The following is a 12,284-nucleotide window of genomic DNA, read 5'->3' as shown; positions in this document are numbered from 1 at the left end:
TCTCTCCCGCAGTTGACGCGAAAAGATCGAGCTCATAAAGTAGAGGGAGTTCGTGCCATTTAGCTTGGGGGAGAGGGGGATGCGGATGATAACTCGATGGGTTGGACTAAAGGTTATGGTTGAGGTTGTGCTTGTATGCAGTCTTCTGTGCGGGATGTTCACCCTGTTCCCGGCTCCTAGCTCTGCACTCAGCTGTATGTCGATTCCGGAACCTAAGGAAGCGCTGAAGACACATGAGGCTGTATTCACCGGCGAAGTAATCGCGCTGCGTGAAGAACGAACCTCCACAGGTAGAGCCAAACGTATCATGGAGCTGCAGGTGGTGTCCAAGTGGAAAGGCATTCAGGAGGAGCGAATCAGTCTGGTATACGATACGCTGTCGACCTTCGAGCAGGGGACGCGATACTTGATCTATGCGTACCAAACGACTCCGGATAAGTATTTGTTCGAATATCGGGAAGGGGAGCTAGCGAACGACTGGGTCCTGCCTATGGACCGACAGAACGCATCAGTAGCGGCGTTGGCTTCAGCCAATGGAGCGGGTGGTTGTGGTTGGCAATGGCTGCACTTGTTGCTATCACTGGGGTTCTACTTGGGCGTAGATTATATCGAGCCGCCTCCAAGCGATAATTCACCGCTATATGGCGTAAAAAGCAACAACCTGATCAGGAGACCCGATCAGGTTGTCTTTGCTTCTCTACTTGAGGCTGTCAATTCATCTTGAACACAGGAGTGGAAAGTGAAAAAGAGGACCCCGGCGAGTTTTGGCTTGAACCTCCATACCATGGAATCCCTTATACAATCAAAGGGAGGTTCAAACAAGATGTCTGAGCTTAGGAGGGGTCCTTTTTCACTTGTAACGGCCGTTTTTGCAGTCGACAGCCTCTCTACTTATTCGTTAATTCCCCGTATACGCTCTTCGAGATCATACTAGGCAGTTCCAGCTTATGAGCTTCGTACACATCGCGGGATATACTGCCCGCTGCGAGGCGCTGATCCAGCTGTTCCGTAACTTCGGCTATCTGCAGACGGATGATCTTCTGGACGTCCTGTTGATTGTCAGTCGCTATGTCAGCTAGTGATTGGCCATTATATAAAGCTTCGACAATATGTTCGTTCGAGGACGCCCCAAGCACATGAAGAAACTCGTCAGGGCCAGTCGATTGCACGGCGTGAGCCGCTTCACTCGATTCCCAGGCTCTGCAAGTCGGTTCAGTCGTGGGGAGAGACGTCTCGGCACTGGCTTCTTTATTCCATATTGAGCCGCCGACTGTAATGGCGACAGCCATAGTGCCAATCATAATCATTTGTTTCGGTTTCATAGGAACCTCCTTGGTGGCCCGATGGTCGCTCAATTAGTTATACGGGACAAGAGCCATTCCGTTGCATGATTTTGAACGAGCGAGCTTTTAAGGCTTTGACAGCCTTGACCTTTGTATACCACCACCCCATGGTATTTGGATAAACGGGTCTATGCTAAATGTTTTTTCCTGATGGGCGTAGTGGCTATAATCATCAGCCGAAATTGCCGGGTAAGCATAATGTGATAGCCCAAGCGGAAGACACTGCGGGTCAGGTGAGCAGCGCATCTGCCGAGTACACGGTCAAGGTTACGCTGCAGAGCCTGATCAACCTGATCCAACAGTGGATCACAGGTCCGGGGGCAGATGGTCTTGTGAATTCTCTGTTGACCAAGCTGATGCTTGGTCAACACGAAGCATTTAACAACGAGGTGCTGGCACACAAAGGAGTGAAGCTGGGGAAGGAGCAAGCAGACTCATTTCAATTTGTTCGCATATTAGAATTTATAAGTTTTTGGGGTGGAGGGGAAGACTGAAGGCTGCCCCTTAATTGCTTGCCTTGAAGGATGCAGTAAAGCTCGAATGAGTTAACTCAATGGGGTTCAGTCGTAATTACTACTATGTAGAATGCGATTGTTGTTGTGCATCTCGTTTGAAGAATCCTGCAAAAATACATGATTTTTGATCCGTTTGCATCCGAAAGTACAATATTGTTGCGATAGTGCAGCATTTTAGCTGCGGTTCGGGCGAAATCGAGATTTTGTCGATAAAATCCTGTACATTTGCAGGATTTATTAAATTTGGACAGGGGGGGAGAAAATCCTGCACTTTTGCAGTATTCCGGAATGAGTAGATGCCATTTGGAAAACGAAACTCTTAAATCGAAAGAAGAACAAGAGAGGGCAGGCAGATGGAGTGGAGAAGCATCGGCGCCCACCTTTGAATTGAATTCCAACCTGGCCTCTCTACAATCCAAGGAATCCAATTCAACAGCCGTMGGAACCCATCTGCTTGCCCRCCCGCACGCTAACTGAACTCATCCAACTAAGGACCGTCCGGTGATCTGTGATCTTCCGGACGGGTTTTGTTCTTCCATTCCTTGAACCAGGCTTGAACAACCGGCTGCGGCTCAACGTCGAATTCTTGCTGTAACATGGTGACCAGAAGCTCATACTGCTTCTCGACCATGAATCGATCTTGTACTCTATCGTAGAGTCGCATAAGCTCGAAGTATAGATGCTCTTCATGGGGGAGAAGGGACTGGATTCGCGAATAATGCGAAGCCGCCTTCTCCTCTTGCCGGTTGTCCACGTAGTAGCTGGCAAGCTGCTTGGCGTGAACGAGCATTAAGGACCTCAACCGCGTCTTCTCGGGCTCGGCCCATAGATAGGGGTATTCGCCCAGGTAGTCTCCGACATACACTTGGGAGATTCCTTGGTGAAGCTCAACGGTTGCCTCTGTTATCGGAGGAGCTTCGAGCAGTTGTCGCTCCCATTTCTCCACATCGAGCGTAATGCCGTTCAGGTCTAGCCTGTATCCCTCTTCGGAGTTAACGATTTGAATGTCAAACTGTTCCTCCTGCAGCATTTTTCGAATTTGATAAATGGCCGTGTACAGGAGGGTGATCCCTCGCTTCCACTCTATGTCCGCCCAGAGCTGCTCAATGAGCGTTTCCTTCCGGACGGAATTGCCTCGATGCTGCAGCAATAACGAGAATAGCTCCAACCCCTTCAAGGTTCTCCAGCGGGGGGCGTGGGGCTCTTGACCGAGCCGTTCGAGCTGCAAGGAGCGGAACATGCGGATTTGCACGGAAGGGGCGCCGGCCTGCACCGGGACCGTCTGAAGTTGAAGTCGCTTGAGCAATCGGGTTGTGGTCTTGAGCAGACGATCCACTTGAATCGGCTTGAGGATGTAGTCATGGGCGCTAAGCTCGAATGCCTTGACGGCGTACTCAACGTACGCGGTTGCGAATACGATCATCGTCTGTGGGAACTTCTGTACGATCCGCTCGGCGAGTTCAATCCCGTTCATCCCCGGCATTTCGATATCCAGGAATACGGCCTGCGGACAGTCCCGGTCCATATGTTCCAGCGCAAGTACCGGATTCCGGTATTGCCCGACAATGCGGATCCAGTCCAATCGGCTTAATTCTTCGGCAAGGTGCTGTAAAGCGAGAGGTTCATCGTCAACCAGTATAACGTTCATGGAAACCCACCTTCTCGATCGGCAGCTTGAATTGGATCTCAGTTCCTTGTCCGGGCTCGCTGCGTATAGTCAGCCCGTGTCCGAACAGCTGGTTCAACCGCCCTTCGATATTCGGAATACCGATCCCGCCCGATGACTGGATAGATCGGACACGGGCCAGCGTTTCCGCAGACATCCCGACGCCGTTGTCCTTGACGGCAATCCAGATATGCCGCTCCTCTTGCCACACCCGAAGCTGGACATGCCCACCGTCTGCTCTCGCCATAATACCGTGGCGCACGGCATTCTCCACCAGCGGCTGGATCGTCAGCGGCGGTAGTTGGAACTGCTCGACCGAGATGTCCAGATCGAACGTAAGCCAATCCTCGAAACGTACCTTCTCAATGTGCAGAAATGACTTCACGAGCCGCAATTCCCGTTCGAACGCAATGAGCGGCTCGGAATTATCGAAGCGAAAGCTCTCCTGCAAATAGTGGCCGAATTCGACGAGCAACTCGGTCATTTGCTCCGGCTGCCGCTTGCTAAGCGCTGCAATCGAGTTCAGGGTGTTGAATAAGAAATGCGGCTTAATCTGCGCCTGCAAGAAAGCAAGCTCCATGCGAATGCGTTCAGTCACGGAGCGCTTCATCTGCAGCAGGGTACGAACGCGCACCCGAAGCTCGGATGCTTCGACTGGCTTCGTCAGGAAATCATTCGCTCCCGCCTCGCTTGCAGCAATGGCATGGTCCGGATACCCGGCCGAGGTCAGGAGCAGAATAGGAAGCTCGTACAGGCTGAACTTCTCCCGGATACGTCGGCATACGTCCAGGCCGGACAACTCCGGCAACGTCCGATCGACAATGACTAGATCTACATGCTGCATCTGCTGCGCCATCCGCAACGCTTCCCGGCCATCGCGAACAACGGTTACACGGTAATGATCCAGGGTAAGCAAGGTCAAGATGACCTTCACATTGAGGTCATCGTCATCCACAAGCAGAATGTCCGCTACATAGGGCCCTTTTTCCTGCGTCAAGGCTAGGGAACGCGTATCCCCTTCGTAAGGGTCGCTCGGCTTCGAGACTGGATGAATAGGCCCGACTTGTATATCGAGGGCGACCGGAAAGGCTAGAAGAACGGTTACTCCTCCAGATGAATCGGATCGTACATTCACATGGCCCTTATGCAGGGTCACCAGTGCATGCACGAGATATAAGCCGAACCCCCCACTGGCAAGGATTACAGGGTGTGTGAAGGGATCATTGTTCAAGGAACGCGCCAAGCGAGCTCGGGCATCCTTCGTCATACCGCTGCCCTGCATATGAATGCGTACTTCAACGGATTGTTCGGTAGGAGCGGCCTCGACGACAATCGTTCCGCTTCTGGTGACTTGCAGAGCATAACGCAGCAGACTAGTAAATATTTGATTCAGTCGTTGTTCGTCTGCCAGGATAGAAGGGGTTGTCGGATCTATGCCGTTCACTAGGCGTACTTCACCGTTCAACGACATATAGGCCAATCGTTCGATGACTTCATCCAGGACGGCGTATACATGCACAGGCCGCAGTTGCAGCCTAATCTGCTGTTCACGTATCCGGGAGAAGTCGTGCAGATCAGCGGCCATATTCCCTGTCGTCCACCCTACCGCGGTAATGAGGCGCCAATCGTGCGTTTGCTCGGGAGTCATGCCATCGTCTGCATGCAGACGAGCATTGGCAATGCTGATCATAGAATGCAACGGAGTTCGGATCTGCTCGGAAATCCCGGACATATATTCATTGTTGAACTGATCCATCCGCTTCAATTCGAGCGATAGCGTCTTGGTGTTCTGGTACACCTGGAAGAACTGCAGGAAGATCAGCATCGATATCGATACACTGAACCCAATGACCTGGCTGAAATACCATGTATCAGACTCGCTGAGTCCAAACAAACGCATTAAATTCAGAATAGCGAGAGCGAGGAACAGACAGAACGCCCAGAACTCATAGACGGATTGCCGATCTCTGCGCTGCAGCCCACGGATAAGGACGAAGAGGACATAGCAGTATTCGCAGCAGACAACAACAACCCAAACGGGCAGTAACCGGGTGCTTATGGGAAGAGGAAGCAGCAGAACACAGAGCGCTATAACACCCGAGCTGATCAGCAAGCTGTTCTTCACTTGAGCATAAAAGCGAGTCTCGTATCGGCTGCATACAAACATGAACATGCCTACAATGATTCCGATCGTGCAGATCCAATGGCTCGTTATGAACACTTGCAAGGGGAGCCCCGGCCAAATCTTCAGTATCAACCGGGAGCCTTGCAGCATCATGACCCCAATGGTACAGCAAAAGAATACGGACAAATAGATCCATCCATTGGACTTGTCCTGGAAGTGAATAACCCCGAAGAACAAGGCGAAAAATCCGAACAAGACGATGACACCGAACTCCATAGCAACGGTCAGCTGTCGTTCCTGATTCACCAGATCCGGAGGTCCCAGCTGGATAGCCTGAATCATGCCGCCGCTCGTTGAGTGATCGAAGTTGGCAACCTGGACGAATACCTCGAACGTATCGCTTTGAATATCCTTGTAAGCCACATAAGGCTTGACTTCGCCCCGATAGTGGTCGGCGGTCTCTGCGGTCTCACCGCTTGATCCTATGAGCTCGCCATTCACATACAATCGATGAGCGTTACGAATAAGCTGGACGTGAAAGGCTTGCAGGCCTGCCTCCCGGTCGAGCTTGACTTGAAGCCGGTAAGTTCCGTACCCGATGGCAGTTCCCCGGAAGAAGGTTGAGAGGCTGTGCTGCAATTCGCCAGGGACATAATAGAGCCTAGTATTCGGCACCTGCTCGGCATCGTTCGCTCCCGTCAACAAGACCCCCGGATAATAAGCCCATTCACCGTTTAAGCCAATGACATCATGCCCATATTCGCTCCAGCCCCGGAGGTCGAGAACGCCTTGTTGGGCTCTAGGATGATCGTGTTCATTCCAGGACCCGATGATATTCACGATTGCGAGCAGGGCAAAGATGAGGATCAGGTTCCAGACAAGCGGTTTGTTGTTCAATTCGCTACCTCTTCAGCCATATTCGATCCGGTATATATAAATAGAACCGCTGACGCTTCGGGCAGAGGTTCTAGCTTGCAAAGCACTGGAATGATGCGAAGAGCTTACCGGGAATGTTCAGCATCGTCCAGGCGGTACCGAATAATTTCCTCCAGAATCTCTTGTTCGACACGGGTGTTCCATTCGCGGATCATCCGAGGCAGCAGGAACAGATCGACGAGAATCCAGATGAACAATGCTGCGGCAGACAGACACAGGAAGACGAGGGAGATGATGAATGGAGTGTTAAGGGCTACCCCTAGCATCAAGTAAGTCATGAAATAGCTCACGACAGCAATCAAGAACAGTACTAATTGCACGGTCGCGGTACCTGGACGCTTCAAGTAAAACCGATGGATGCCCAGATGACCTCCGATTAGCATCAAATAGCCAAGTGCAAGGGATTTCTCAGCACTGCGCAACGACGAGTTCAATACCATAAGTTCATTAACGGTTAGATCGTTCTTCGTGATCGGCATATTAGAAGCGACCCTGGTTTCCGGAGATCTTCGCGGCTAGAATCTGATCAATCATCCGGCTCTCTATCGATTCATTGTGTTCCTTGACCCACGTATGCACCAGGAATGCATCAACAATCCACCAGATGGAAGTAACGATCAAGCCAATAACCGTGATAGAGAGAATGAGTTGTACGATTGCCGTCCCTGTCTTCCCCATATAGAACCGATGACCACCTACCACTCCGAGGAAATACCATAGGATGTAAGCGACTACCATGTTCTTGCTTTGAATTTTCACTTCGGAATCCAGCAACAGCAGTTCTCTGGTGTCCAACTGACTTTTTCTCATAATGTTATAACTCAATGTGACAAGCCCTCCTAAAAAATGACAAAATAAGACAATTTAATCATATCAGATTTGTGGGACTGAATCTACAGTTTAGTTAAAGTTTGTTAAGCTTTCTTGTGGTCATAATTGTCTAGAACCCGCCATAAAGTGAAGATAGTCTTGAATAAATCACAACATGGCGCAGGAGGGTGAATTCGATACGGGAGTTAGATATTGAGAAGGGGTTAAGGCTGTCGGAGCAGGCAGGGTGGGGGTTCAACGGAATGACGCTCAGTAGGACGTCGCTTATGCAGCTATGCCGCAGGCTGGATACACAGTCAGGACCAATTCGTCTGCTGGAGCTGGGGGGCGGGCAGTCGACGATTTTCTGGTGGGCACTTCTGCAGCTGGACGTTCTCCAGGCTGAGGTAACGACACTGGAACATCATGAGGAGTGGGCGGAGAAATTGGTGCAGCGTGTGAAGGACGAAGAGCGGATCCGGGTCGTACCGCAGTCGTTGAAGCAGATTACAGACGAGGAATGGGCGCTGTTATTCCATGATCCGCTAGGCGCAGAGCAGCTATGGGCTTCGCTCGGATCGGTCGTTCCGAAGGCGCAGCATGACTGGTACACGATTCACAATACATTTTACGGAGAGGTCGATCAACTTCGCTTGCCTGCGGAATCGGTAGATGTGCTGATCGTAGATGGCCCGCACGGCAATGGCCGCTCGCTTGCGTATCCTCTGTTGTGCCGAGCGATGAAGCGAGGGGCGCTGGTGTTGGTAGACGACTTCGATCATTATCCATTCCTGAACGATTTGGAGCGAGTGTTCTATACCGAGGAGCTGTATCGCGAGGTGATCGGGGAGAAGCGCTCGGTGCTCGTCCGACTGCAAGGGATGCGGTAAGCACAATCCCGGCCTTCTTACCAGGGCCGGGATTTCTTCATTGTCAGATAAGCATGAATATTGTAGTATTCGAATGTATTGTTATCTGCTTTCTACATAAACCTATCATGCAATAAGGAGTGTTCACCTTGCCCAAGAAACCTTTCCGAGCGGTCACCTCTCTATTCAATCGTTCCAACACCTCAACAGTTCAAGAAGAACACCACCAAGAGCAGCATTGGAAGCTGGATGCGAGCGACGTTGGAGGGAGTCTGGTCGGGCTGGACGATGCCAATCTGAGAGGTCAGCTGAAGATGATCGATCTGACCGTAGAAGACTTGCGGATTATTCGATCGATTCAACCGCTAGTGATGGAGCACATCGATGAGATTGTGGCCTCGTTCTATCAGACAGTTGTGGATGTGGACAAGCTCAGAACGATTATAATGGACAACAGTACAGTAGAACGTCTTCGGAATACACTGCGGTTGCATGTCATTGAGATGTTCAACGGGGAAATCAATCCGGAGTTTGTGCAGAAAAGGTTGAAGATCGCCGAGGTGCATCAGCGGATCGGCCTGGAACCGAAATGGTACATGGGGGCTTTTCAAAACTTACAAAACGCTTTCCTGGATATCATTCACCAGCATGTTCACAACAGCGCCGAAAGCCTGGTTATCGGCAAAGCTGTTACGAAATTGTTGAATTTCGAGCAGCAGTTAGTGCTTGAAGCGTACGAGAAGAAGAACACTGAGCAACAAGAGCGGCAATACGAACTTGTGAAGAAAGAACTGAAGAGCAAGATTAGCATTGTGAGTCAAGAGCTGGCCACGCTCACCGAACATACGAATGCATCTACGCAAGAGTTGGTGCTCAGCAGCCATCATGTGAACGTGTCGGTTGCACATAGTACGGAGAAGGCAAGAGAGTCACGGATGTTCGCGGTCACCGGGGCTGCGAGTCTGGTCGAACTGGAGTCGAGAATGGAATCGATCCAGATGAGCTCCCGACAGATGGAGCAATCGGTGCTGCAACTCAAGGATGTATCGAAGCAAATCGTGGGCATTGCTGCGATCGTAGGCGAGATCTCGAGTCAAACGAAGCTGCTGTCACTGAATGCATCCATAGAGGCTGCAAGGGCGGGGGAGCAGGGAGCGGGCTTCTCAGTCGTCGCGAACGAAGTGAAGAAGTTATCGGACGATACGAGTGAAGCGGTGCGTCAGATAGGCGCGTTGATTCAGCAGACGAATCAGTTCACCCAGCAGGTAGTCGATTCCATATCGGAAGTTCAGCGGCAAGTACTGGATGGACAAGCCGAATCGATGCAGACGAAGCAAGTATTCAATCACATTGTCGAATCGCTGGAGAGCGGGTTAAGCGAGATCGGGAAGGTCGAAGTGGAAATGAAAGCTTTGGCGGAAGCGATTGCGGAAGTAGGTGAGGCGGCGACGAAAGTGGCCGGTTCGGCTGTCGAGCTCAACCATGCTACACAAGCCTATTAAGGTGGATTTGGTCCACGTCTTAAGTATACAAAGAATACCCAGAGCCTGAACACCTTTTTTAAAGTGTCCAGTCTATGGGTACCAGTGTATTCCTGCCAGGTAGGTTTTAGCTTTAATCGAACGGCAGAAATCTTAACGATTCTACAAAGTTCAAGTTGTATTTCGCCACCGTACAAATTATGATTGGAATAATTGCAAAATCGGGGAGGAATACGATGGCGCTCCTGCTGAACGATGTTTACTTTGACGATCTAGTACCGAATTGGCACATAACGCGCCGCGAAACCAAAACCTACATTGTTATATTGGCTGCGCAAGGCCAGTTCATTTATACACTTGATTCCACGATCGTGACGATTTCTAAAGGCGAAGTGCTGTTCATTCGCAAGGGGACGGTGCGTACCGGCACTAACGGATCATTTCCGCAACACCAAAAATATGCCGCTCACTTTATGCTCGACAATGCGATAGCCCAAGAAATCGATCTTATCGCGAATAAGCCGATTAAACCGCAACGGTTCGAATATTTCCGGCAGCGCTTTGCGCTGCTTTTCCGCACATGGCGTACGCAAACGCCGTTTCGCGATATGACTTGCGAAGGCATCCTGATGGAGCTGCTCGGAGCTTTGCTTGACGATGTCCAGCAGCAAAGCATCCCGCCGCACAAATGGGTTCTCGCCAAGGAACTGGAGAAATATATACTAAACCACTTTAAAGAAGATATTAAAATTGACCAGTTGGCGCAGCATGTCGATCGGACGCCCAATTACGTGAGTTCGATATTTAAAGAGGTAACCGGGCAATCTCCGATCGAATACGTGCACCAGCTTCGCATCTCGACTGCGCAAGACTTGCTTACGCATACGAACATGAATATCGCCGAAATATCCGACTACCTCGGTTTTTGCGATCCGACTTATTTCAATCGGGTGTTCAAAAAAATATGCGGTCAGCCACCGTCCGCTTTGCTACGAAAAAGGAAGAAGCTGTAGAATTCCGGCTTTATTTGCCGGCCGCTTTTTGTTCCGCTATCCTTTTGTTGATTTCTTCCTCGGCTTCTCGGAGCGCCGTGTTCGTATCTTTCAATCCTTTCAACACTTCATGTACTTTCCCATTCATTACCGATTTGGCGATTGAATCGTATTTGGTCGGTTTCTGGGGCGGTGCGATTTTCGTCAAGTGCAGCGATTTCATATTCTTTTTATCCAAGAAGCTTTCGCCTTTGCCGAACGCTTCCTTGACGTTCACCGCTTTCAGCGTCGGGTATCTCAACAGCTTGCCGCCCTCGATCTGAACTTCCGCAGACGTTAATATGGAAATAATGTGCATAGCCAAGTCATTGTTTCCTCCCTTTGAGGAAATGCCGTATACGGCCCCGCCATATTGAATGGTCGTGTTCGGAGCCTGCTCAAATGTCGGGACGGAGACAATGTCCCAGTTAAAGCCCTCCCCTTTCTTCTCCAGATCGATCAAGCGGGGATAAACAGCGTTTCCGACCCACATCGCCACTGATCGCTCTTCAATAAAAGCTTTCTGTCCATCAAACGTTGCTGTATCCGGTTTACGATTTCCGGAAATATCGTAAAACCCTTTAAACTTATCAACCATCTTCTTCCACTCGTCCGTATTGACTGCCGCTTTATCCGATCCGGCATTTATAAACGGCAGCGATAGCTGGTTCTGGCCGATCAATCCGCCCATGTTGATTTCAAGACCGCGATATTGGACCCCGCTGTCCGTCCGGCTTAATTTTTCGACAATTGTTTTCAATTCAGGCGAATCCCAGGTCATTCCGTCTTTCGGATAGGCGACGCCGAATCGGTCAAACAAGTCTTTATTGTAAAACAGCGCGTACGTTCCGAATGTCCAAGGAAGCGCATAAAGCTCGCCCTTATCTGAATAGCCGCGGAGCGTCTGGATTATATCGTCGCGAAATGCAGACAGATCGATGCCATTCGTTTTGGCAATCGGATCCAAACTTTGCATGACGCCAAGTTCGTTATAATAGATCAGTCTGGCGTCCGTGGTCAATATAATATCGGGCACCGAATTGGTCGCTACGAAGTTGTCCATCGTGTTGTCTTTTACGGAATCGCTAAAGTATTTCAGCGTAACATTCGGAAACTTCTTCTTAACGTGAGGCTCGATATAGTCTTTGAAGTATGAATCCGGAACGCCGATATTATTGAAAAACGATAATGTCGCCGTCTGCTCATAGTTGAACGCTTTACTCGCCGCCTTCTCTCCTCCCGAATCGGCTATCTCTTTTTTGCCGCTACAGCCGACCGACCAAACGATCATAAACAGCAGCGTTACAACTATAGCGGTCTTATTTCTCATTTTCTTCACTCCCGAACACCTTTCCCCTCTATCCAAATATGTTCTGGCCTTTCGGTATTATTATATTGTAAGGGTTTTCAAATGAACATTAACAATCCCTTTTTATCTTAACAATTCTACAACCAATCCGGTGCAGACATGCTTGAGCTCGTATCGGTGTATTTCGATGACATGGTCC

Annotated in this window: 11 protein-coding genes; 5 read left to right on the top strand and 6 right to left on the bottom strand. The window is 50.2% G+C overall.

Annotated elements, in window-relative coordinates:
- Positions 1-85: 85 nt before the first annotated feature.
- Complete coding sequence (locus tag AC1DWB_RS04465) at positions 86-724, top strand: hypothetical protein (protein WP_477539828.1); 639 nt, start codon at positions 86-88, stop codon at positions 722-724.
- A 163-nt stretch (positions 725-887) separates the two neighbouring features.
- Here AC1DWB_RS04465 and AC1DWB_RS04460 read toward each other — a convergent pair whose 3' ends face one another.
- Entirely contained in the window at positions 888-1,322 is a 435-nt protein-coding gene (locus AC1DWB_RS04460) for a hypothetical protein (protein ID WP_477539827.1), read from the bottom strand.
- A gap of 158 nt (positions 1,323-1,480) precedes the next feature.
- On the opposite strand from AC1DWB_RS04460, the gene AC1DWB_RS04455 reads away from it, so the two are divergent.
- Positions 1,481-1,837, top strand: coding sequence for a hypothetical protein (locus AC1DWB_RS04455; RefSeq protein WP_477539826.1), 357 nt, complete (start codon positions 1,481-1,483; stop codon positions 1,835-1,837).
- A gap of 508 nt (positions 1,838-2,345) precedes the next feature.
- Here the strand turns inward: AC1DWB_RS04455 and AC1DWB_RS04450 are convergent.
- The 4 genes from AC1DWB_RS04450 to AC1DWB_RS04435 form a co-directional block, all read right to left on the bottom strand.
- Positions 2,346-3,506, bottom strand: a complete 1,161-nt coding sequence (locus AC1DWB_RS04450; protein WP_477539825.1) for a response regulator — start codon at positions 3,504-3,506, stop codon at positions 2,346-2,348.
- Positions 3,487-6,546 (bottom strand): hybrid sensor histidine kinase/response regulator, encoded by a 3,060-nt coding sequence (locus AC1DWB_RS04445; protein WP_477539824.1) that lies wholly within the window; start codon positions 6,544-6,546, stop codon positions 3,487-3,489. Before AC1DWB_RS04445 ends, AC1DWB_RS04450 begins: the two co-directional genes overlap by 20 nt.
- Positions 6,547-6,650: 104 nt before the next feature.
- Positions 6,651-7,064: an NINE protein gene (locus AC1DWB_RS04440; protein ID WP_477539823.1), complete on the bottom strand. Its 414-nt coding sequence runs from the start codon at positions 7,062-7,064 to the stop codon at positions 6,651-6,653.
- Between the two features lies 1 nt (position 7,065).
- Positions 7,066-7,410, bottom strand: coding sequence for a TM2 domain-containing protein (locus AC1DWB_RS04435; protein ID WP_477539822.1), 345 nt, complete (start codon positions 7,408-7,410; stop codon positions 7,066-7,068).
- A gap of 173 nt (positions 7,411-7,583) precedes the next feature.
- Between AC1DWB_RS04435 and AC1DWB_RS04430 the strand changes: the two genes are divergently transcribed.
- The 3 genes from AC1DWB_RS04430 (at position 7,584) to AC1DWB_RS04420 (ending at position 10,758) form a co-directional block, all read left to right on the top strand.
- Positions 7,584-8,285, top strand: a complete 702-nt coding sequence (locus tag AC1DWB_RS04430; RefSeq protein ID WP_477539821.1) for a class I SAM-dependent methyltransferase — start codon at positions 7,584-7,586, stop codon at positions 8,283-8,285.
- A 128-nt stretch (positions 8,286-8,413) separates the two neighbouring features.
- A complete protein-coding gene (locus AC1DWB_RS04425; protein ID WP_477539820.1) occupies positions 8,414-9,766 on the top strand; it encodes a protoglobin domain-containing protein in 1,353 nt (450 codons plus the stop codon).
- Positions 9,767-9,981: 215 nt separating this feature from the next.
- Positions 9,982-10,758 (top strand): helix-turn-helix domain-containing protein, encoded by a 777-nt coding sequence (locus AC1DWB_RS04420; RefSeq protein WP_477539819.1) that lies wholly within the window; start codon positions 9,982-9,984, stop codon positions 10,756-10,758.
- Between the two features lie 10 nt (positions 10,759-10,768).
- On the opposite strand, the gene AC1DWB_RS04415 is transcribed toward AC1DWB_RS04420, so the two are convergent.
- Positions 10,769-12,106 (bottom strand): ABC transporter substrate-binding protein, encoded by a 1,338-nt coding sequence (locus AC1DWB_RS04415; RefSeq protein ID WP_477539818.1) that lies wholly within the window; start codon positions 12,104-12,106, stop codon positions 10,769-10,771.
- Positions 12,107-12,284: the final 178 nt, after the last annotated feature.

Source organism: Paenibacillus sp. P4_E11 (assembly GCF_056401635.1).
The sequence above is the reverse complement of the archived record's forward strand: the minus strand, read 5'-3'. Positions and strand labels throughout refer to the sequence as shown.